The sequence below is a fragment of the uncultured Sulfitobacter sp. genome (assembly GCF_947500075.1).
In the GTDB taxonomy this organism is placed as follows: domain Bacteria; phylum Pseudomonadota; class Alphaproteobacteria; order Rhodobacterales; family Rhodobacteraceae; genus Sulfitobacter.
Genome location: NZ_CANMQS010000002.1, coordinates 713,728 through 735,549, shown reverse-complemented (window position 1 = coordinate 735,549; position 21,822 = coordinate 713,728). Strand labels below are relative to the sequence as shown.

Here is a 21,822-nt window from a genome sequence, read left to right as displayed (position 1 = left end):
CGATGGTCTGGGAATCTGGTGTGGTGGTGCGCAGTGAATGCGCACCCTACTTTTCGGGGATCAATCCGCGGGGGGAGAACCTGAGCACCAGGAGCAGCACCAGACCCATCGTGAGCAGCCGCATGTGCGCGGCAGATTCAATGAGGTGTTCTTTCAACGCCGATCCTTCTTCCATGCCGGCCGTGATCAGGTTCATCAACCCCAACCCCATCGGCTCCACCTGCACCCAGAGGAACCAGATCAGGAACCCCCCGAGGACAGAGCCGAGGTTGTTGCCAGAGCCACCTACAATCACCATTACCCAAATCAGAAAAGTGAACCGCAGCGGCTGGTAGGTGCCGGGGGTCAATTGCCCGTCCATTGTCGTCATCATTGCCCCCGCGATGCCGCAGATGGCGGAGCCCAGAATGAACACCTGCAAGTGCCGCGCCTTGACGTCCTTGCCCATCGCCTCGGCGGCGGTTTCATTGTCGCGGATCGCCCGCAACATCCGGCCCCAGGGCGAATGCAGCGCGCGCTGGCTCATCCACATGAGCAGGACCAGCACCACAGCGAACAGCACGATGTAGCACACCTTGACCCAAAGCGTTGAGGCTTCAACCGGGCTCAGGCCCCAACCTGCCGCGCGCTCCACAAATGCCGGATCGTTCTGGAGCGTGACCTCATAGGGCACAGGGCGGGGGATGCCGATCACGTTCTTGACGCCCCGCGTCAGCCAATCCTCGTTCTTCATCACGGCGATGATGATTTCCGCAATGCCCAGCGTGGCAATCGCCAGATAGTCCGAGCGCAGCCCCAAAGCCGTCTTTCCGATGACCCAGGCCGCAGCGGCCGCAAACAGGCCGCCCAAAGGCCAGGCCAGCAACATGAACAGATCCGCATCCACACCGAATTCAGCCCAGCGGGGATTGATCCCGCCAAGGTATCCGGTCTGCGCAGGGTTGATGTCTTCGATCCGGTCAACAGCCGGGTCCAGCACGCCCCGGAAGATGAAAAACCCCGCAACGATGATGACGAGCATGGCCAGTGTGCGTCCCCAGCCGGGGGGCATGCGTCGGTAGGTGTAGATCGCCAATGCGATGGTCGCAGCTCCAAGCGCCAGCGCGCCAAGCACGATGAACCCGCCTGCGGACATCGCACCCGGCGTCGACGGCATCCCGACGATAATCGCAGCCAGGCCGCCAAGGGCGACAAACCCCATGATGCCGACGTTGAACAACCCCGCAAATCCCCATTGCAGGTTGACGCCAAGCGCCATGATGCTGGAAATCAGCCCCATCGCGATGATCAGCAGCGCTGAGTTCCAGCCCTGAACAACCACCACACCGGCGATGAGAAAGGCCATTAACCCGAACAGCACCGTGTTTCTGACAGTCTCGCTCATACCGATTGCCCCTTGAACAGTCCCGTGGGTTTAAACAGCAACACGATCAACAGGATCACGAAGCTGACGGCGAATTTGTAGTCCGTGCTGAGAAGCTGCACGAGGCCCGACGGCTCAAGCGGTTCGGGCATGAGGTACACCAGCACCTTTTTCCACGCATAGGTGATCGTGACTTCGGAGAAAGCGATCACGAACCCACCTGCAATTGCCCCCAGCGGATTGCCCAAGCCCCCCACGATGGCGGCGGCAAAGATCGGCAGCAGCAGTTGGAAATAGGTGAAGGGTTTGAAGGACTTATCAAGGCCGTAGAGCACGCCTGCAATGGTGGCGAGGCTGGCCACGATGATCCATGTGATCATCACCACACGTTCGGGATTGATCCCCGACAGCAGCGCCAGATCCTCATTGTCGGAATAGGCGCGCATGGACTTGCCTGCGCGCGTCTTGTTCAGGAACCAGAAAAGTGCTGCCACAACGATGATCGCCGTCACGATGGTGATGCCTTGCGTCGTCTTGAACGACAGCCCTTCAGGCAGGCCGGTGCTGGCCTTGAACTCCCGCGCGGAGATGATGAAGCGTTGGCCGTCAAAGAAGTTCTGATCGTCCGCACCAATGACGAAGCGGGTCAGGCCATTGTAAATGAAGGTGATCCCAAGGCTGACGATCACAAGGATCACCGGCTTCGCCTTTTGCACGCGGTAAAAGCGGTAGATCATCCGGTCCGTGCCCAGAAGCAAGCCGATGGCGAAGAGGATACCGAAGGGCAGGGCGAGCAGGGCGGTGGGCAGTGGGCCCAGTGAGATGCCCCAGCTTTGGAAGAGCCATGTTATGAGGACCGTCGCCATGGCGCCCATCGCCATGGTGTCCCCGTGGGCGAAGTTCGAAAACCGCAGGATGCCGTAGACCAAGGTGACGCCGAGCGCGCCGAGGGCGAGTTGCGAGCCGTAGGCGACGCCGGGGATGAAGACGAAGTTCGCGAAGGCGATGAGGGCGTTTAGGAAGTCCATTATTCGATTACCTCGCACATGCCTTCGAATGTAACGTGTCCGGATCCCCCAGCTGCAACTGAAACCAAAATTGCATTGCTTTCAAAGAAGGTTGCCAAAGTGAGTTGCGGCCCATTGCTGTGTTCCGATCTCCAGTTCGTGATCACCCACCTCCTCCCATTCGGTCCGGCCGCCGCCTGACGCTCACCGATGCCAACTGTTGTTCCCAAACTTGATACAAACCCAAAGCGATTAGGCTCCTTTTGCACCGACATCCGCAGAAAACCGAATGGTGTGTAGTCATCCATTGACGGTGGCTCGGTAATTTCGCCACCGGTCGCTGCGAGACTAGATAGGAAACACTTGTATTTCTCGTCCTGTTGCACGGTGTCGGACGCAGAAACTCCTGTCGACACGCATGCTGCAACGCCAAGGGAAAAAGCACATGCGGGGTTTCTGGTCATTAATCCCATCCTCATCCCCCCAAAAAGCTCTTACGTACCTCAGGATCGGCCAGCAGTTCCTTGCCCGTCCCCGAATACGCATTCGCGCCCTGCACCAGCACATACCCCTTGTCCGCAATCTCCAACGCCTGCCGCGCGTTCTGCTCCACCATCAGAATGGGGATCCCCGTGCGCGCGACCTCAATGATCCGGTCAAACAGCTCATCCATCACAATGGGCGACACGCCGGCCGTCGGCTCATCCAGCATCAGCACCTTGGGTTGCGTCATCAACGCGCGGCCCACTGCGACCTGCTGGCGCTGACCACCTGACAATTCGCCCGCTGCCTGCAAGCGCTTCTCCTTGAGGATCGGGAACAGGTCATAGACCTGCGCCATCGTATCGGAGAAATCATCGGTGCGGATGAAGGCGCCCATCTCCAGATTTTCCTCCACCGTCATGGAGGTGAAGATATTCGAGGTCTGCGGCACAAACCCCATGCCCTTGGCCACCCGGTCCTGCGGGGACAAACCGGTAATATCCTCGCCATCCAGCCGCACGTGACCTTGCCGCATGTCGAGCATGCCAAAGACCGCCTTCATCCCCGTCGATTTCCCCGCGCCATTGGGGCCCACGATCACGGCGATCTCGCCCTGATCGACGGCAATGGTGCAATCATGCAGAATGTCCGGTCCCGCGCCATAGCCTGCGGTCATGTTCTCCCCAATCAGGAACGGCCCACCGGGGGAGGCGAAGCTTTCGCCGCTCGCCTCGGGTATCCGGCTGCCCATGCCCTTGGGATTGGTAATGGAGGCATCCTTGTTGCCACGGTCGCCATAGGCATCAGACATCCCGCTTCATCCTTTCATAAATCCCTCGGGGGTCCGGGGGCTGGCCCCCGGTCCGACGACAGACGCGCGTGCGCTGCTGCATGCTCATGCGCCCACCTTGTCTTTATTCTTCAACCCAGTCCCCAGATACGCCTCGATCACCTGCTCGTTCGCTTTGATCTCATCCAGCGTGCCTTCGGCCAGCACGTGGCCTTCGGCCATACAGATCACCGGATCACACAGACGGCCGATGAAATCCATGTCGTGTTCGATCACCACGAAGGTATAGTCGCGTTCCTTGTTCAGGCGGATGATCGCATCCCCAATGGTGTTCAGCAGCGTGCGGTTCACGCCGGCGCCCACTTCGTCCAGAAAGACGATCTTGGCATCCACCATCATCGTGCGGCCCAGCTCCAGCAGCTTTTTCTGCCCACCGGAGATTTGCCCGGCCTTTTGTTCGGCCAGATGTTCGATGGTCAGAAACTCCAGCACTTCATCGGCTTTCGCCTTCAGCGCGCGTTCCTCATCCGCGATGCGTTTTCGCCCGAACCATGTGTTCCACAACGTCTCTCCCGACTGGCCGCCGGGAACCATCATCAGGTTCTCGCGACAGGACATCGAGTGGAATTCATGGGCAATCTGAAAGGTGCGCAGCAATCCCTTGTGAAACAAATCATGCGGGGCAAGGCCGGTGATGTTCTCACCGTCCATGTGGACCGTGCCGGAGGTTGGTTGAAGAACGCCCGCGATCACGTTGAAAAGTGTGGTTTTTCCCGCACCATTGGGACCGATCAATCCGGTGATCGACCCCCGTTCGATGCTGAGCGATGCCCCATCAACCGCATGAAAGCCGCCAAAGTGCTTATGCAGATCGTCGACGACGATCATCTTGTCGGTCTGCTGACCCATCGCGTGTTCCCCGTGTCCCAGTGGTTGCCGAAACAGCCCGTCAGCTTTTTGCTGATCGTTATGCAAATGCAGCCCACGTTTTACGCGGGCTGCATCCAGTCAGGCGGGCCTGACTTACTTGAAACCGATGGTTTCGTTCTTGCCGTCTTTGACTTCGATCATGCGGTAGGTGCCTGCGGATTCGCCGGGGCCAATCAGCTCAACCGCTGACGCGCCGACGTAATCTACATCGGTGCCTGCCTTGATCAGCTCAAACGCCTTGGCCAGCTCACCGGGATAGATCTTTTCGCCGGGCGCGTTGGCCACTTCGAGGATCTTGTCCTTGTAATCCGCCGGATCGGTGCTGTCCGCCGCCTGCATCGCCATCAAGAACAGCGCGGCCGCGTCATAGGCTTCGGGCGCGTAAGGGGAGGTGCCGTCAAAACCGGCGTCCTTGGCCATCGCCACAAAGGTGTCGATGCCGTTGCCCTGAGAGCCTGCAATCTGACCGAAGGAGCCGTTCAGATCCGGGCCGATGTTCTTGGGCAGGTTTTCACCAATCATGCCGCCGGGCAGACCGAAGGTGTCCCAGGCGCCTGCGTCCAGGGCGGATTTGATGATGCCTGCACCACCCTGATCAAGGTAGCCCGCAACAACCAGCAGGTCGCCACCGGCAGAAGCCAGCGCGCCGACTTCGGCAGAGTAGTCTGCCTTGCCGTCTTCATGGGCCGCAACGATAGTCACTTCGCCGCCAACCGCCTTGAAGGAGGATTCAATCGCATCCGCCAGACCCTTGCCATAGTCGTTGTTGGTATAGGTCAGGGCGATGGAGTTGATGCCACGCTCCTGAAGGATTTCCGCCATCACCTGACCTTCACGCGCGTCGGATGGGGAGGTGCGGAAGAACAGGCCGTTGTCTTCCATGGTGCTCAGACCGGGCGATGTGGCGGAGGGTGAGATCATCACCATACCGTTTGGAATCGCGACGTTTTGCAGCACAGCGCCTGTCACACCGGAGCAATCCGCGCCGATCAACCCGTTGATGCCTTCCGCGATCAGACGTTCGGCAGAGGCCACCGCCAGACCGTTGTCGATGCAGCCGGAATCCGCACGGATTGGCGTCACTGTCGCCGCATCCAGCAGCATGCCGCTGTCGGTGGCTTCTTTCATCGCCAGTTCGGCACCCATGGCCATCGGACCGCTGAGCGATTCAATCGGACCGGTGAAACCAAATTCAATGCCCAGTTTGACTTCTTTCGCATGGCCGCCCGCCAGGGCACCAGTTGCAATGAGTGCTGCGGCCGTTGTGGCCAATAGCATCTTTTTCATGTGTATCTCCCATATTGGAACGTATTGTTCGCCGAAGACGGTAAGCAAAGCCCTTGAAAAAGAAAAGCCATTTTTCCGCCAACGCCTCTTGTCCTGACGTCGCTGTGAAAGGATCAGTCTGGAAATTCTGCGCTCAAACCATACCTTTGATCAGACAGGTAACCGCAGACAGCAGAGGGCAGGGCTCATGTCGATCTTGAAGGGTTTCTCAGGCGTGGTGTGTTCAGCTGGCATGCTTCTGGGCGTGGCATGCGCGCCCGCGGCCGCCGCCGACATCTCAATCACGCCGCTGGTGACGGGTCTGGACACACCCTGGGCCGTGGCCCCCTTGCCCGGTGGCGGGGCGCTGATCACATTGAAAGACGGCGTTTTGCTGCATGTGACTGACGGGACCGTGACCGAGGTTGCCGGCGTGCCCCCTGTGGCGACGCGCGGGCAGGGCGGGTTGCTGGATGTGACCCTTGCCGCCGATTTCGACACCACGCGCACGGTGTTCATCACCTATTCCAAGCCCCAGGGGTCAGGCAGCGGGACCGCTTTGATCCGGGCTGACCTTTCGACCGACGGCACGCGGCTTGAAGACGTGACTGAGCTTTTTGCCATGAAACCGGGCAGCAGCGGCGGGCGTCACTTTGGCAGCCGGGTTGTCGAGGCGCGGGATGGCACCTTGTTCGTCACCATTGGCGACCGGGGGGACCGTCCCTCCGCGCAGGACACCCTGCGGCACAACGGCAGCGTGGTGCGGGTGACGCGGGACGGGCAGGTGCCTGCCGACAACCCGTTCGTGGGCCGGGCTGACGTCCTGCCGGAGATCTGGTCCTTCGGGCACCGCAACCCACAAGGCGCCGGGTTGGACCTGCAAGGCAACCTGTGGGTGTCGGAACATGGGGCGCGCGGCGGGGATGAAGTCAACGCGGTGAAGGCCGGCGCTAACTACGGCTGGCCGGTGATTTCCTATGGCAAACACTACTCTGGCCAGAAGATCGGGGAGGGGACGGCCAAGGCCGGGATGGAGCAGCCTGCGCTCTATTGGGATCCGTCCATGGCGCCTTCGGGGCTGCTGGTCTATTCCGGCAAGCTCAACCCCGACTGGCGCGGCGACATTCTGGTGGGCTCGCTCAAGTTCGACTACATCGCCCGTCTGGACGGCACGCCGCTGACTGAGGTGGAGCAGATAGAAACCAATGAAACCAGCCGGGTACGCGACATCGTTGAAGCCCCTGACGGGTCGATCTGGTTCATCTCGGTGGGCAATGGTGCCGTTTACCGGATGGTTCCCTAAATCGACAACCGCGTCGCGTGGCTGCCGCGTTCGCGGTAGGGCGTGGTGTCATAATGGGCGCGGTAGCATTTGGAGAAGTGCGAGGGTGAGGCAAAGCCGCAGGCCAGTGCCACGTTGATCACGCTCATATCCGTCTGCATCAGCAGGTTGCGCGCCTTTTGCAGCCGCAACTCCATGTAGTACCGCTTCGGCGACCGGCTGAGGTAGCGGCGGAACAACCGTTCAAGCTGGCGGGTGGACATCCCGACATCCTGTGCAAGCACCGATGGGCTGATGGGTTCTTCTATGTTGGTCTCCATCATCTGGATCACAAGGCTCAGCTTCGGGTGCCGCACGCCGATGCGGGTCGGCACGGACAAACGCTGGGTGTCCTGATCTGTCCGGATCGAGGAGTAAATCAACTGATCCGCAACCGAATTGGCAAGCTCTTCGCCATGATCCTCAGCAACCAGTTTCAGCATCAGGTCAATTGACGATGTCCCGCCCGCTGTGGTCAAACGGTTGCCGTCCACCACAAACACCGATTTGGTCAGTTCCACGTCTTCGAATTCTTCGGAAAAACTGTCCTGGTTCTCCCAATGGATCGTCGCCTTCTTGCCGTCGAGCAGCCCCGCACGGGCCAGTGTATAGGCGGCAGTGCACAAACCGCCCATGACCAGCCCCTTGCGCGCCTCCCGGCGCAGCCATCCCAGCACTTTTTTGGTAGTGGCGGCCTGCACATCGATCCCGCTGCACACAAGCACAGTGTCGTCGCGGCTCAATTCGCTCAGATCATCGTCGAGTTGAAAGATCGTTCCCGCAGAACAGGCCGCACTTTCACCACCTTCCCCGACAACCTGCCAGGTATACAGCTCACGCCCGCCCATACGGTTGGCAATACGCAAGGCTTCAATGGCCGTGGCGAAACACAGCAAAGAGAACTGATCAAGCAAGACAAAGACAAAGCGCCGGGGCTTTTCTGTGTCCGGATGGATACGTGTGGCGGAGCGCACGTCGGACATGGCCGGGTCCTTCGGGATTCATTCGTTTCCGGACCGAGAACACCCGTCTGATATGGTCCGCACGAAAATCTTTGCGCCTGTCGTTCAGCGAGGTCAATACCCTGTCATTCATGTCTGGCCTTGCCTGCATTGGTTTTGTATAGAAAAGGTCTTTGATAGCGCTGACATAGCGTTCCTGGGACCGGAGAGAAGACGATGAGCGATTGGACAAAATCAAGCTGGCGTAACAAACCACGAATCCAGATGCCTGATTATCCAGATACAGCCGCCCTCAACGCGGTTGAGGCACAGCTGTCGCGCTTTCCACTGCTGGTCTTTGCGGGCGAAGCGCAGCGGTTGAAAAACCACCTTGGCGCCGCCGCGCGCGGGGAGGCGTTTTTGCTGCAGGGGGGCGACTGCGCGGAGAGCTTTGAGCAGTTCAGCTCTGACATGATCCGCGACACCTTCAAGGTGATGTTGCAGATGGCCATCGTGCTGACCCACGGTGCCAAGGTGCCGGTGATCAAACTGGGCCGGATGGCCGGTCAGTTTGCCAAACCGCGCTCCGCCCCGACAGAGGTGGTCGATGGTGTGGAATTGCCCAGCTACCGGGGTGACATCATCAACGAGCTGGATTTCACCGCCAAGGCGCGCATTCCGGATCCTGAAAAGATGCTGCGTGCCTACACACAGGCCGCCGCCACGTTGAACCTGATCCGCGCGTTCTCTACCGGTGGCTATGCCGATGTGCATCAGGTGCACGGCTGGACGCTGGGCTTTACCGACAATGAAAAAGCCGACAAGTACCGCGAGATTGCCAACCGGATTTCCGACACGCTGGATTTCATGGCTGCTGCTGGCGTGACATCCGATACCGCGCATACGCTGCAATCGGTTGAATTCTACACCAGCCACGAATCGCTGTTGCTGGAGTATGAAGAGGCATTGTGCCGCCAGGATTCTCTGTCGCAGCAATGGATTGCCGGGTCAGGCCATATGATCTGGATCGGCGACAGGACCCGTCAGCCCGAGGGTGCCCATGTGGAATTCGCGCGCGGCGTGATGAACCCCATTGGCCTGAAATGTGGTCCCAGCATGACCGCCGATGACCTCAAGAAACTGATGAAAACCCTGAACCCCAACAATGAGCAGGGCCGTCTGACCCTGATCGCCCGGTTCGGTGCCGGATCGGTTGGGGAGCATCTGCCGCGTCTCATCAAGGCGGTCAAAGAAGAAGGTGCGGAGGTCGTCTGGACCTGCGATCCGATGCACGGCAACACGGTCAAGTCTTCAAGCGGCTACAAGACCCGGCCGTTTGATTCCGTGCTGCGCGAAGTGCGGGAATTCTTTGGCGTGCACGCGGCAGAGGGCACCGTGCCCGGCGGTGTGCATTTTGAGATGACCGGGCAGGATGTGACCGAATGCACCGGTGGCCTGCGGGATGTGTCGGATGAGAACCTCAGCGACCGGTATCACACCGCCTGTGATCCGCGCCTGAACGCCAGCCAATCGCTGGAGCTTGCGTTCCTTGTGGCCGAAGAACTGTCCAGCCGCAGGGATGCGGTTGCGGCCAAAGCTGCAGGCTGACCGGCCATCATACTGCATAAAGAAACCCCGCCAAGCATTTGCTTTGGCGGGGTTTTCTTTGGCTACGACTTGTCAGATTTCACAAGGCGCAAATAGGGGGGACGGGGCTTTTTGGCTTTACCGTCAAATGCGACAGCGGGGGCTTCGAAACCGGGTACTTTCGCCTCTACGGGCCGGGGTGGCAGCGGCGCGCGGAGCGTGGGATCATCCACCGGCAGGCTTGCCTCAGGGGGGAGCAGCGTGCGCAGGTTCTGTTCTTGCAGTCCAAAGCGACGCGGCGCTTCGCCGATGTCGCCTTTGCTGACCAGACACCCCAGCGCGCGGCTGACGTCTCCCAGATCGCTTTTCAGCGGCATCAGCAGCATCCGCGCTTCCAGGGAGGGGCGTCCCGCAGCGCCGCCGGAGTCCAACCGTAGGGTAGACACACCCGGCCCCTGAAACACCTCTTCCAGCAGATTTGACACCGTCCGGCGGTCATCTGGCAGAAAGAATGTGGTGAGCGGCATCCCACGGACTTCCATCCCCATCAGTTCGGTCAGATGGCTGCCCGCAACCCGCAAACGGGCGATGCCGGGCGCGATGCGTTCAAGGATAAAGGCGTATTCGAGAGCGGCTTCGATCCCGCGGGGATCGACTTCGGACCGTTTGGGTATCAACCGCGTACCGCGCAGGGCTTCCCAATAGGCCTCGACCTGGGAAATTACCGCATAGCCCGGTTCTGGTTGATACTGGGTCATTGAAATCACATTCTGCGCCTTATCGGGGTGATTGTCCATGAAGCTTCCCTCTTCTCCTTCCCGCCATGCTCCTTTGGACCGCAAAGGCCCACCACAGTCGCAAGGCCCGCGCACACACGCTGTTACCGTTACCAAAGTATTAATAGCCGAACCGGGCAGTGACGGGGGTGATATGTGAAGATGTGGTTAATCGCACAGCGGCCTGCGGGGTTGCTCCTGTGCGGGCTTGGTCCTATGCCAGAGTGGACTGCGCAACGGAGCTCCAAATGATCAGATCCATGACAGGTTTTGCCTCTGCCACCGGCAGCAGCGCGCCCCATAGCTGGAGCTGGGAACTGCGCAGCGTCAATGGCAAGGGGTTGGACATCCGCGTGCGCGCGCCCGACTGGATCGACGGGCTGGAAGCAGGCCTGCGCAAGCGCATCGGGACGGCTGCCGCGCGGGGCAATATCACCTGCAACCTGCGGCTCAGCCGGGAGGACAGCACAGCGGCGATGACGGTAAACGCGGCCCAGCTGCAAAGCGTGTTGTCCGCGCTCAGCCGGATTGAGACCGAAGCCATGGATGCAGGCGTATCGCTTGCGCCCTCCAAAGCCTCTGACATCGTGGCGCTGCGCGGCGTGCTGGAGCAAAGCGTCACGCAGGATGATGGGGCGGCATTGGCCAAGGTCCTGTTGAGCGACTTTGAAGCGGTGGTTCAGGATTTCGACGCCATGCGCGCCAGTGAGGGTGCAGCATTGGTGGAGATGCTGGGCGGGCAGCTTGACGAGGTCGAACAGCTCACCGCCGAAGCCGCCACGCTGGCAGAGGCCCGCAAGGACGAGATGGCCGCGACCCTGCGCAGCAATCTGGCGCGGGTTCTGGACAACGTCGATGGTGTGGACGAAAGCCGCATCGCACAGGAACTGGCGCTGCTGGCGGTCAAAGCGGATGTGACCGAAGAGATCGACCGCCTTGGTGCCCATGTTACTGCCGCGCGCGACCTGATCGCCCAGGGGGGGCCGATTGGCCGAAAATTCGATTTTCTCATGCAGGAGTTCAACAGGGAGGCCAATACCCTGTGCTCCAAAGCGCAAAACAGCGCGCTGACGGCCGTGGGCCTTGCGCTGAAAGCGCTGATCGACCAGATGCGCGAACAGGTACAGAATGTGGAGTAGGGGATGAGCGCGAAGACAACAGACCGACGGGGGCTGCTGATCATCCTCAGTTCCCCCTCGGGTGCCGGCAAATCCACGCTGGCGCGGCGTTTGCGGGAATGGGACAGCGATCTGAAGTTTTCCGTCTCTGCCACCACCCGCGCGCCGCGGGACGGCGAAGTGGACGGGGCGGATTACCATTTCCTTGAGGAAAGCGCGTTCAAATCCATGGTCAATGACGGCGATATGCTGGAACACGCCCATGTCTTTGGCAATTTCTACGGCTCTCCTCGGGGTCCGGTGCAGGCGGCGATTGAGGATGGCAATGACGTGCTGTTCGACATTGACTGGCAGGGCGCGCAGCAGATCCGCAACTCCGCGCTGGGGCAGCACACGCTGTCGATCTTCCTTCTGCCACCGTCAATTTCTGAACTGCACCGGCGGCTGGTGAGCCGTGGCAAGGACGATGCAGAGACCATCGCACGCCGGATGCAGAAAAGCTGGGATGAGATAAGCCATTGGGATGGCTATGATTTTGTGCTGATCAACGACAATCTGGATGAGACGGAAACGCAGTTGCGCTCCATCATCACGGCGACGCGGCTCAGACGCAGCCAACAGCCGGGATTGAACGATCATGTACGCGGCCTGCAAACTGAATTTGAGGATCTGTCATGACACTTTACGCCCTTGGGGATCTCTCCCCCCAGATCGACCCGGACGCATGGGTTGCGCCAGATGCGAATGTGATCGGCAACGTGCGGCTGGGCAAAGGCGCATCGGTCTGGTTCTGCGCGACCCTGCGCGGCGATAATGAGCTGATTGATGTGGGTGCGGGCAGCAATGTGCAGGAAAACTGCGTGTTTCACACCGACATGGGCTTCCCGCTGAGCATCGGCGTGAACTGCACCATTGGCCACAAAGTCATGCTGCATGGCTGCACGATCGGGGACAATACGCTGATTGGGATGGGTGCGACCATCCTGAATGGCGCAAAAATTGGCAAGAATTGCCTCATCGGGGCAGGGGCTTTGATCACCGAAAACAAGGAGATACCCGATGGATCGCTGGTCATGGGCGCGCCGGGCAAAGTGGTGCGCACGCTCGATGCGCAGGCGATTGCCATGCTGACCGCCAGCGCGCTGCACTACACGGAAAACGCCGCACGGTTCGCGCGTGACCTGAAAGCTCTCTGAGCGGTGCCAAACGTTCCTGTCCTGCCTGATGTGCTGGCGGCCCTGCCGTTTCCCACTGTCGGCATTGATCGGGCCGAGCGTATTGTCGCGCTGAATGCCGCTGCCGAAGACCTGCTGGGCGATGGCGCTTTGGGCCGTCACTTCATCACTGTTCTGCGCCAGCCTGCCTTGGTGGAAGCGGTGGAGCAGTGCCTTGCCGACCGTATGCCCCGCACCGCGCGTTTTGTCGCCGGAGAGGTTGAGGCAGAGGTCAACTATGACGTCAGCCTGCGCAAGATCGAAGGAACCGGCGTGCTGCTGATGAGCTTTCAGGACGTCACACATATGACGCAGGCAGGCCAGATGCGCCGGGACTTCGTGGCCAATGTCAGCCATGAATTGCGCACCCCGCTGACCTCGCTCATGGGGTTCATTGAAACCCTCAGCGGACCCGCCCGCGACGATGCGGCTGCCCGCGACCGGTTTCTGGAGATCATGTCGGGGGAGGCGGGGCGGATGAACCGTCTGGTGGGCGATCTGTTGTCGCTCAGCCGGGTGGAGGCGGAAGAACGGGTCAAACCGACCGACCGTGTCGATCTGACAGAGGTGTTGCAGCGGACGTTGCGCAATCTCAACCCGCTTGCGGTGGAAAGCGACGTCACGCTGGTGCCGGAGTTCGGGGAGACACCGCTGATGTTGCTGGGTGATGCCGATCAGCTGTTGCAGGTCTTCACCAATCTGGTGGAGAACGCGATCAAATACGGCGGCGCGGGCAAAGCCGTTGAAATCATAAGCGAAACCAGTCTGCGCGACCCGGCGCTGCGCGGCCCTGCTGTACGGATCACCGTGCGCGACCATGGGCCGGGGATCGACCCGATGCACCTGCCGCGCCTCACCGAACGGTTCTACCGTGCCGACAGCCACCGCAGCCGGGCGTTGGGAGGCACCGGATTGGGGCTGGCGATTGTGAAACACATTCTCAACCGGCACCGGGGCCGGATGAAGATCGCCTCTGATCTGGGGCAGGGCGCTGCGTTTTCGGTGATTCTGCCGCTGGATCAGGATCCCGGTTGAGGCATAGCCCGGAGAGCACGCTCAGGTTGCAGAAAACTGCGTGTTTCTAGACAAATTTTGGCAAACATCCGCTGTGTCACAAAACTGTAACGTAGCTGTCACAAAAGCTCAGCACGGGCTGCCTAGACGGGCGGCAGGATCACCATGGGGGTGATCTTCTGACCAATTTGACAGGAGACATCATGTCCTTGACCAAACTGACCACATCCGCGCTGGCCATTGCGGCCCTTTCTGCCACCACCGCTGCCGCACGTGATCAGGTGCAGGTTGCAGGCTCCTCCACTGTGCTGCCCTACGCCTCTATCGTGGCGGAAGCCTTCGGCGAAAACTTCGACTTTCCGACACCGGTTGTAGAATCGGGCGGCTCCTCTGCCGGTCTCAAGCGGTTCTGCGAAGGTGTGGGCGAAAACACCATCGACGTGGCGAACGCCTCGCGCAAGATCAAGGACAGCGAAGTCGCGGTCTGCGCCGAAAACGGTGTGACCGATATCATCGAAGTGCGCATCGGCTATGATGGCATCGTCTTTGCCTCCGATATCAACGGAAACACCTTTGAATTCACACCCGTGGATTGGTACCGCGCCGTGTCCGACAAGGTTGTTGTCGACGGCGCGCTTGTCGATAACCCCTACACCACATGGGATCAGGTCAACCCTGCGTTCCCCGCGCAGCCCATTCAGGCGTATGTACCCGGCACCAAGCACGGCACGCGCGAAGTCTTTGAAGACAAGGTGATCCTGGCCGGTTGCGAAGAGACAGGCGATTTCGAGGTGATCAAAGCCGCCATGGGCGACGACAAGAAAGCCGCAGAGAAAGCCTGCATCGCGCTGCGCACCGATGGCAAATCCGTGGACATCGACGGTGACTACACCGAAACGCTGGCCCGCATCGACAGCAACAAGGACGGCATCGGCGTCTTTGGTCTGGCGTTTTATGAAAACAACACCGACAAGCTGCAAGTGGCGACCATGTCCGGCATCGTCCCCTCGACCGAGAGCATTGCAACCGGCGAATACCCTGTGTCCCGCCCGCTGTATTTCTACGTCAAGAAAGCGCACATCGGCGTGATCCCCGGCCTGAAGGAATACGCTGAATTCTTTGTTGCAGATGAGATCGCGGGCCCCGATGGCCCTCTGGCGGAATACGGTCTGGTTTCTGATCCAGAGCTGGCCGACACCCAGGGTGTTGTCGCGGACGAAGCGGTTCTGGGCGGTGGTTCCTGAACCCGCAGGTTTGATTTGAAACGGACAGGGGCGCTTCGGCGGCCCTGTTTGCCTGAAAGACGGCACAGCAAAGGACGGGTTGATCTGCGCCACGCGCAGTCAGATCGGGGGATACGTGGGCAGTTTATTGAACGCAGGATCGGTTGGCTTTGTGGTCATCGCGGTACTGGTGTTGACGGCGGCGGGCTTTGTGCTGGTACGGGGCCGGGCGGTGGCTTCGGTCTCCGGCGATGCGCGGCGGTTGCACTCCCTCCCGAACTACTACGGATATTTCGCGGGCATGATGGTCGCAGTTCCGGCACTGTTGCTCACCGCCTTGTGGATGCTGATCCAGCCGATGGTGATCCAGAACACGGTGATCGACCTCATCCCCGCTGATATGGTGGCCGAAGGGTCATCGGTGAACCTGGTGATGAGCGATGTGCGCCGGGTTGCGGATGGGCTGGATGTGGCAGTGGCGCAAGGTGCAATGACGGCCGATGCGGCGGCTGCGCTGGAGGCAGACCAGACCGATGTGCGCGCTTTGCTGGCGGATGTCGGTGTGGCGCTTGGCTCTGATGTGGCCGCTCCGGTGTTGGAGGCCGCGCAGAAATACCGCGTGATGACAGCGCGAGGGACGGGCACCATGGCATTTGTGGTGCTGGCCCTCGCCATACTGGGTCTGATCGCGGCGATGTGGATGAGCACCGGCAACTTCCGCGCACGCAACATGGTCGAACGGGGTGTGCTGGTGCTGCTGATGCTTGCCGCCTCGCTCGCGATTCTCACGACCGTGGGCATCGTGCTGTCGATGCTGTTTGAATCGATGAACTTCTTCCGCATGCACCCCTGGACGGATTTCTTCTTTGGCGGCAAATGGGCACCGAATTTTCGCGGGGACAGTGATCTGTCGATCCTGCCGCTCCTGTGGGGCACAATGTATATCTCGGTCATCGCGCTGCTGGTCGCGGTGCCCATCGGATTGTTTTCCGCGATCTACCTCAGTGAATATGCCTCCAGCAGTGTGCGGTCCTTTGCCAAGCCGCTGCTGGAGATCCTCGCCGGTATTCCCACCATCGTTTACGGGCTCTTTGCCCTGCTGACCGTGGGGCCGTTTCTGGTGAACGTCTTTGGTCGTGGCGACAATGGATTGCTGGGTGTGGAATGGATGAGCGGCGCCACAGCGGTACTGACTGCCGGGCTGGTGATGGGCATCATGCTGATCCCCTTCGTGTCTTCGCTGTCAGACGATATCATCAACGCGGTGCCGCAATCCCTGCGCGATGGGTCTTTCGGGCTGGGCGCCACGCATTCAGAAACCGTGCGCCAAGTCGTCCTGCCTGCCGCATTGCCCGGCATCGTGGGTGCGATCCTGCTGGCGGCGTCGCGCGCCATTGGGGAGACGATGATCGTGGTGCTGGGGGCAGGGGCCATTGCACGCTTCTCTGCCAACCCGCTGGAGGCGATGACCACGATCACCACCCGCATCGTCAGCCAGCTGACCGGAGACACCAACTTTGCCTCGCCTGAGACCTTGGTGGCCTTTGCGCTGGGTCTGACGCTGTTTGTCCTGACCTTGGGGCTGAATGTGCTGGCGCTCTACATCGTGCGCAAATATCGGGAGCAGTACGAATGACCGACATGCCGATTGAAAATGCAGGCGCAGCTCCGGCCCCCCGCAAGGGATCGCTGCTGGAACAGGACGCCCGCACCCGCAAGCGCAACCGGGCAGAGGCGCGGTTCAAAGCCTACGGCATCCTCGCCATTGCGATGGGGCTGCTGATGCTGGTGATACTGCTGACCACCATCGTCGGGCGGGGCACAGGCGCATTTCAGCAGACTTTTCTGACTGTTGAAGTCGAACTGCTGGAAGAGAAACTGGACAAAAAGGGCAACCGCGATCTGGCGGACATCAAGAAGGTGTCCACCTTTGGCTATGCCCCGCTGATGCGCGCGGCACTGGAAGCCAAGGTGGCGGAGATCGGGTTCGAGACCGACCTCAAGTCAAAGGAAATGGCAGCACTCCTGTCAAAGAGCGCTGCCGCTGATCTGCGCAACTTCGTGCTGGAAAACCCTGATATGATTGGGGAAACGGTCGAGTTCAAGTTCCTCGCCCAAAGCCGTGTGGATGGGTATCTCAAAGAGCGGGTCACCCGCGCCTCCATCGCCAATGACAAGAACATCTCTGCCGCCCAGCTCGATCTGGTGGACGCACTGGTGGCCGAAGGCAGCCTGCAAAAGCAATTCAATCTGGCGTTTATCACGGGTGCCGATGCCTCGGATCAGCGGCCCGAAGCGGCGGGCATGGGCGTGTCGATGATCGGATCTCTTTTCATGATGCTGGTGGTGCTGGTGCTGGCTCTGCCGATTGGGGTGGCGGCCTCGATCTATCTGGAAGAATTTGCGCCGAAGAACTGGATCACGGATATCATTGAGGTGAACATTGCCAATCTAGCGGCCGTGCCCTCCATCGTGTTCGGCATTCTGGGTCTGGCGGTGTTTATCAACTACATGCACCTGCCCAACTCCGCGCCGCTGGTGGGTGGGCTGGTGCTGACGCTGATGACGCTGCCGACGATCATCATCTCCACCCGCGCGTCGTTGAAAGCCGTGCCGCCGTCGATCCGCGATGCGGCACTGGGGGTAGGGGCCTCCAAAATGCAGTCGGTGTTCCATCACGTGCTGCCGCTGGCCGCACCTGGCATTTTGACCGGCACGATCATCGGTCTGGCACAGGCTCTTGGGGAAACCGCACCTTTGCTGCTGATCGGTATGGTCGGCTTCATCGCCTCCAACGCGCCGGAGACGATTGGCGAGGGGCTGATGTCACCCAACTCCGCCATGCCTGCGCAGATTTACGAATGGGCCAAACGGGCCGACCCTGCGTTTTACGAACGCGCCTGGGGTGGTATCATTATCCTGTTGGTTTTCCTCATCACCATGAACGCCATCGCCGTCATGCTGCGGCGTCGCTTTGAACGCCGCTGGTAGGAGAGAGACAATGAAAGACGCTGTGAGCTGGGAGAACGACGTGACGACGAACACCGTGAAAATTGCGGCCCGCGATGTGCAGGTCCACTATGGCGACACCCATGCCATCAAAGACGTCAACGTCGATATCGAAGACAAGACAGTGACGGCGTTCATCGGCCCGTCAGGCTGTGGCAAATCCACTTTTCTGCGCTGTATCAACAGGATGAACGACACAATTGATGTGTGCCGCGTGACCGGTGACATCCGCATCGACGGTGAAGACATCTATGACCGCAAGGTCGATCCGGTCCAACTGCGCGCCAAGGTGGGCATGGTGTTTCAAAAGCCCAATCCGTTTCCGAAATCCATCTATGACAACGTCGCTTATGGCCCGCGTATCCACGGGCTTGCGCGCAACAAGGCCGATCTGGACGACATCGTGGAACGCGCCCTGAAGCGTGGCGCGATCTGGGACGAAGTCAAAGACCGACTGCAGGCACCGGGCACCGGGCTGTCGGGTGGCCAGCAACAACGTCTGTGCATCGCGCGTGCCGTGGCCACCGAACCCGAGGTCCTGCTGATGGACGAACCATGCTCCGCCCTTGATCCCATCGCGACCGCTCAGGTGGAGGAACTCATCGACGAACTGCGCCAGAACTACTCCGTCGTGATCGTCACACACTCCATGCAGCAGGCCGCGCGCGTGAGCCAGCGCACGGCATTTTTCCACCTCGGCAATCTGGTGGAATTTGGCGATACCGACAAGATTTTCACCGCCCCCGAAGACCCACGGACTGAAAGCTATATCACTGGCCGGATTGGATAAATCATGAACGACCAACACATTGCATCCGCTTTTGACCGCGACCTGGAGAGCGTGCAGGCCCAGATCATGAAGATGGGCGGTATGATCGAAGACGCCATCCGCATGGCTGCTGAATCGCTGGAAACCCGCGATGAGGAACTGGCGGAGAAAGTGCGGGCAGGGGACAAGGCCATTGACGACCTTGAGAACCTGATCAATGAACGCGCCGCACGCATCATCGCCTTGCGCGCGCCCACGGCCATCGATCTGCGCCTGATCCTGAGCGTGATCAAGATCAGTGCAAGCCTGGAACGTATTGGCGACTATGCGAAAAACATGGCCAAACGGACGGGTGTGCTGTCTCAGATGCAGCCCGTCAGCGACAGCGCCGGCTCCATCCGCCGCATGGCACGCACGGTCGAAGGGATGTTGAAAGATGCGCTCGACGCCTACATCCAGCGTGACGCGGAACTGGCGATGGACATCATCAACCGAGACGAAGATGTGGACCAGATGTACAATGCCCTGTTCCGTGAATTCCTGACCTTCATGCTGGAAGATCCGCGTAACATCACCGCCTGTATGCACCTGCATTTCATCGCCAAAAACACCGAACGCATGGGCGATCTGGTGACCTCGATTGCCGAGCAGGTGGTCTATCTGGTGACCGGCCAACACCCCGAAGAAGATCGGCCGAAGGCTGACAAAACATCATACGTATCAAAGGCTTGAAACGTCATGTCGATCACCCAACCAACGGTTTTGCTGGTCGAGGATGAACCGGCCCAACGCGAAGTTCTGGCCTATAATCTGGAAGCCGAAGGCATGGCCGTCCAGCGCGCGGAAAACGGCGAAGAAGCGATCCTTCTGGTGGCAGAGAGCACGCCGGATCTTGTGATCCTCGACTGGATGATGCCGCTGATGAGCGGGATTGAAGTCTGTCGTCAGCTCAAGACGCGCGAAGACACGAAACATATTCCCATTATTATGTTATCTGCACGTTCCGAAGAAGTGGACACCGTGCGGGGGCTTGAAACGGGTGCGGACGACTACATCGTCAAGCCGTACTCGATGCGGGAACTGATGGCGCGGGTGCGCACACAGCTGCGCCGGACACGGCCTGCGGCATCCGGCAAGGCGCTGACATTCGGTGACATCACACTCGACCCGGAGCGGCACCGTGTAAAACGCGGTGATGCGGAACTGAAGCTTGGCCCAACAGAGTACCGTTTGCTGGTCACGATGCTGGAGAAACCCGGCCGGGTGCTGAGCCGCGACCAATTGCTCGACCACGTCTGGGGCCGCGACATCTATGTGGATACGCGGACGGTGGACGTGCACATCGCGCGGTTGCGCAAGGCGTTGACGAAGTACGGTGGGGATGATCCGATCCGCACGGTGCGCGGCGCAGGGTACGCGCTGGGTTAACCAGCAGGGCCAGACTGCGATCTGCGTGCCAGTCACGTCCAGATACGGGCTGGATGCGGTTATCGGGGGCGTGAGTGTACGTTTTAGTTACATAATACTGATTATAAGATGTGCGGATACCCAAAATCCCAATGCGCCCCTCACGTCACCTCCCGCCAATTTACTGGACATAATCCCTCAGCCACTTGTATCTATGCGCATCCAAACGCGTGCAATTTATGTCCTCTATTCTGATTCTTAACGGTCCAAACCTCAACCTGCTGGGCACCCGGCAGCCCGAAGTCTATGGATCTACCACGCTGGCTGACATCGAAGAGATGTGCAGCGCCCATGCGGCGCGGCTTGGGGTTGAGGTCAGCTTTGCCCAATCGAACCACGAAGGTGTGCTGATCGACCACATCCACAGCGCCAAAGGCACCCATGGCGGGATCATCCTGAATGCCGGTGCCTATACCCATACCTCCATCGCGCTGATGGACGCCGTGGCAAGCGTGGAACTGCCGATGGTCGAAGTTCACTTGAGCAATATCCACGCCCGTGAGAGCTTTCGTCACACGTCCTACATCAGTCGCGTGGCGATCGGACAGGTTTGTGGCTTTGGGGCACGGGGGTATCTGATGGCAATGGACGCACTGGCAGAACGGCTTGCAGCGCCATGAGCCTGCGCGGATACCTTCAGCAAATTGCCCGCTGCCCTACTCTGGAGGAGCTCTGGGAGCACCATGTCGAGAAGATGGACAGCTACGGGTTTGACCGATTGTTCTATGGCTTCACCCGCTACCGGTCCGGCACATCGCTGGGAGATCCCGAAGACTTCGTGATCCTGACCAATCACAGCCGCGCCTACACGGACGAATTTCTGGGTGGCGGCATGTATTATCACGCGCCGATGGTCCGCTGGGCCTTGCAGCATGATGGTGCCTGTAGCTGGACCGTGTTGAACGACATGATGCAGCAAAGTGCGATCACCCCGGCTGAGGAACGTGTGCTTGAATTCAACCGTCAGTTGGATGTGACCGCCGGGTATACGGTCAGCTTCAAGTCGATCTCCGCCCGCTCCAAAGGGGCGATTGCCCTGACTGCGCGGCCTGGGCTGTCTCAGAAAGACGTGGATGATATCTGGTCAGAGCATGGTGCGGACATCCAGTTGATGAACGAAATCGCGCATCTGAAAATCCTCACCCTGCCCTACAGCAACCCCGGCCGCGCCTTGACCAAAAGGCAGCGAGAGGCGCTGGAATGGGTTGGCGATGGCAAGACCATGCAGGACATTGCGGTTCTGATGGGCCTGACCTCTGCCACGGTGGAAAAACACCTGCGGCTGGCCCGCGAAGCGTTGAGCGTTGAGACAACGGCACAGGCGGTTCTGAAAGCCTCTTTTGCCAATCAGATGTTTGTTCTGGACGCCTAAAAAACGTCATATCTGACGTTTACGCGCCAAAGCTCCCCTTGAAAAATTCCAAAGGTAAGGAATCCCTGACTATCCGTTCAGTCACAGATGACGCAAGGTTACGGTGTTCCTGATGAACGGTTTGACCGCAGGAACAAAGGCCTGCAAACCCTTGGAATATCAAGGCTCTTTG

General features: G+C 59.7%; 22 protein-coding genes. 14 read left to right on the top strand and 8 right to left on the bottom strand.

Features of this window, described 5'->3' with window-relative positions:
* Nucleotides 1-46: 46 nt before the first annotated feature.
* The 6 genes from Q1A91_RS08575 to Q1A91_RS08550 all read right to left on the bottom strand — a co-directional run bounded on the left by Q1A91_RS08575 (nt 47) and on the right by Q1A91_RS08550 (nt 5,860).
* The gene (locus Q1A91_RS08575) at nt 47-1,384 is read right to left on the bottom strand and encodes a branched-chain amino acid ABC transporter permease (protein ID WP_299875704.1); all 1,338 of its coding nucleotides are present in this window, start codon (nt 1,382-1,384) and stop codon (nt 47-49) included.
* Nucleotides 1,381-2,391, bottom strand: coding sequence for a branched-chain amino acid ABC transporter permease (locus tag Q1A91_RS08570; RefSeq protein ID WP_299875702.1), 1,011 nt, complete (start codon nt 2,389-2,391; stop codon nt 1,381-1,383). The genes Q1A91_RS08575 and Q1A91_RS08570 overlap by 4 nt, the downstream gene beginning before the upstream one ends.
* Nucleotides 2,391-2,834 (bottom strand): hypothetical protein, encoded by a 444-nt coding sequence (locus Q1A91_RS08565; RefSeq protein WP_299875700.1) that lies wholly within the window; start codon nt 2,832-2,834, stop codon nt 2,391-2,393. The genes Q1A91_RS08570 and Q1A91_RS08565 overlap by 1 nt, the downstream gene beginning before the upstream one ends.
* Before the next feature lie 11 nt (nt 2,835-2,845).
* Complete coding sequence (locus tag Q1A91_RS08560; protein ID WP_299875698.1) at nt 2,846-3,664, bottom strand: ABC transporter ATP-binding protein; 819 nt, start codon at nt 3,662-3,664, stop codon at nt 2,846-2,848.
* Nucleotides 3,665-3,748: 84 nt separating this feature from the next.
* Complete coding sequence (locus tag Q1A91_RS08555; RefSeq protein WP_299876169.1) at nt 3,749-4,531, bottom strand: ABC transporter ATP-binding protein; 783 nt, start codon at nt 4,529-4,531, stop codon at nt 3,749-3,751.
* A 135-nt stretch (nt 4,532-4,666) separates the two neighbouring features.
* The gene (locus Q1A91_RS08550) at nt 4,667-5,860 is read right to left on the bottom strand and encodes an ABC transporter substrate-binding protein (RefSeq protein ID WP_299875696.1); all 1,194 of its coding nucleotides are present in this window, start codon (nt 5,858-5,860) and stop codon (nt 4,667-4,669) included.
* Between the two features lie 232 nt (nt 5,861-6,092).
* On the opposite strand from Q1A91_RS08550, the gene Q1A91_RS08545 reads away from it, so the two are divergent.
* Nucleotides 6,093-7,142 carry a PQQ-dependent sugar dehydrogenase gene (locus Q1A91_RS08545; protein ID WP_299876167.1) on the top strand — a complete coding sequence of 350 codons (1,050 nt, stop codon included), beginning with the start codon at nt 6,093-6,095 and terminating at the stop codon, nt 7,140-7,142.
* Here the strand turns inward: Q1A91_RS08545 and Q1A91_RS08540 are convergent.
* Nucleotides 7,139-8,143, bottom strand: coding sequence for a GlxA family transcriptional regulator (locus tag Q1A91_RS08540; protein ID WP_299875694.1), 1,005 nt, complete (start codon nt 8,141-8,143; stop codon nt 7,139-7,141). The genes Q1A91_RS08545 and Q1A91_RS08540 overlap by 4 nt on opposite strands.
* A gap of 195 nt (nt 8,144-8,338) precedes the next feature.
* Between Q1A91_RS08540 and Q1A91_RS08535 the strand changes: the two genes are divergently transcribed.
* The gene (locus Q1A91_RS08535) at nt 8,339-9,709 is read left to right on the top strand and encodes a class II 3-deoxy-7-phosphoheptulonate synthase (protein WP_299875692.1); all 1,371 of its coding nucleotides are present in this window, start codon (nt 8,339-8,341) and stop codon (nt 9,707-9,709) included.
* Between the two features lie 62 nt (nt 9,710-9,771).
* On the opposite strand, the gene Q1A91_RS08530 is transcribed toward Q1A91_RS08535, so the two are convergent.
* Nucleotides 9,772-10,485, bottom strand: coding sequence for a PAS domain-containing protein (locus Q1A91_RS08530; RefSeq protein WP_299875690.1), 714 nt, complete (start codon nt 10,483-10,485; stop codon nt 9,772-9,774).
* Nucleotides 10,486-10,712: 227 nt separating this feature from the next.
* Here Q1A91_RS08530 and Q1A91_RS08525 point away from each other — a divergent pair, with 227 nt between their 5' ends.
* The 12 genes from Q1A91_RS08525 to Q1A91_RS08470 all read left to right on the top strand — a co-directional run bounded on the left by Q1A91_RS08525 (nt 10,713) and on the right by Q1A91_RS08470 (nt 21,650).
* Nucleotides 10,713-11,603 (top strand): YicC/YloC family endoribonuclease, encoded by an 891-nt coding sequence (locus Q1A91_RS08525; RefSeq protein WP_299875688.1) that lies wholly within the window; start codon nt 10,713-10,715, stop codon nt 11,601-11,603.
* Nucleotides 11,604-11,606: 3 nt separating this feature from the next.
* Nucleotides 11,607-12,260, top strand: a complete 654-nt coding sequence (gene gmk / locus Q1A91_RS08520; protein WP_299875686.1) for a guanylate kinase — start codon at nt 11,607-11,609, stop codon at nt 12,258-12,260.
* The gene (locus tag Q1A91_RS08515; protein ID WP_299875684.1) at nt 12,257-12,778 is read left to right on the top strand and encodes a gamma carbonic anhydrase family protein; all 522 of its coding nucleotides are present in this window, start codon (nt 12,257-12,259) and stop codon (nt 12,776-12,778) included. Before gmk ends, Q1A91_RS08515 begins: the two co-directional genes overlap by 4 nt.
* A gap of 3 nt (nt 12,779-12,781) precedes the next feature.
* Nucleotides 12,782-13,831 carry an ATP-binding protein gene (locus Q1A91_RS08510; protein ID WP_299875682.1) on the top strand — a complete coding sequence of 350 codons (1,050 nt, stop codon included), beginning with the start codon at nt 12,782-12,784 and terminating at the stop codon, nt 13,829-13,831.
* 182 nt (nt 13,832-14,013) lie between these two features.
* A complete protein-coding gene (locus tag Q1A91_RS08505) occupies nt 14,014-15,054 on the top strand; it encodes a substrate-binding domain-containing protein (protein ID WP_299875680.1) in 1,041 nt (346 codons plus the stop codon).
* Nucleotides 15,055-15,169: 115 nt separating this feature from the next.
* Nucleotides 15,170-16,669, top strand: coding sequence for a phosphate ABC transporter permease subunit PstC (gene pstC, locus Q1A91_RS08500; protein WP_299875678.1), 1,500 nt, complete (start codon nt 15,170-15,172; stop codon nt 16,667-16,669).
* Nucleotides 16,666-18,024: a phosphate ABC transporter permease PstA gene (pstA, locus tag Q1A91_RS08495; protein WP_299875676.1), complete on the top strand. Its 1,359-nt coding sequence runs from the start codon at nt 16,666-16,668 to the stop codon at nt 18,022-18,024. Before pstC ends, pstA begins: the two co-directional genes overlap by 4 nt.
* A gap of 10 nt (nt 18,025-18,034) precedes the next feature.
* On the top strand, nt 18,035-18,832 hold the full coding sequence (pstB, locus tag Q1A91_RS08490) for a phosphate ABC transporter ATP-binding protein PstB (RefSeq protein WP_299875675.1): 798 nt from the start codon (nt 18,035-18,037) through the stop codon (nt 18,830-18,832).
* Between the two features lie 3 nt (nt 18,833-18,835).
* A complete protein-coding gene (phoU, locus tag Q1A91_RS08485; RefSeq protein WP_299875673.1) occupies nt 18,836-19,543 on the top strand; it encodes a phosphate signaling complex protein PhoU in 708 nt (235 codons plus the stop codon).
* Between the two features lie 6 nt (nt 19,544-19,549).
* Entirely contained in the window at nt 19,550-20,239 is a 690-nt protein-coding gene (gene phoB, locus Q1A91_RS08480; RefSeq protein WP_299875671.1) for a phosphate regulon transcriptional regulator PhoB, read from the top strand.
* A gap of 218 nt (nt 20,240-20,457) precedes the next feature.
* Nucleotides 20,458-20,898, top strand: a complete 441-nt coding sequence (gene aroQ / locus Q1A91_RS08475; protein ID WP_299875668.1) for a type II 3-dehydroquinate dehydratase — start codon at nt 20,458-20,460, stop codon at nt 20,896-20,898.
* Nucleotides 20,895-21,650, top strand: coding sequence for a LuxR family transcriptional regulator (locus tag Q1A91_RS08470; protein ID WP_299875664.1), 756 nt, complete (start codon nt 20,895-20,897; stop codon nt 21,648-21,650). Before aroQ ends, Q1A91_RS08470 begins: the two co-directional genes overlap by 4 nt.
* Nucleotides 21,651-21,822: the final 172 nt, after the last annotated feature.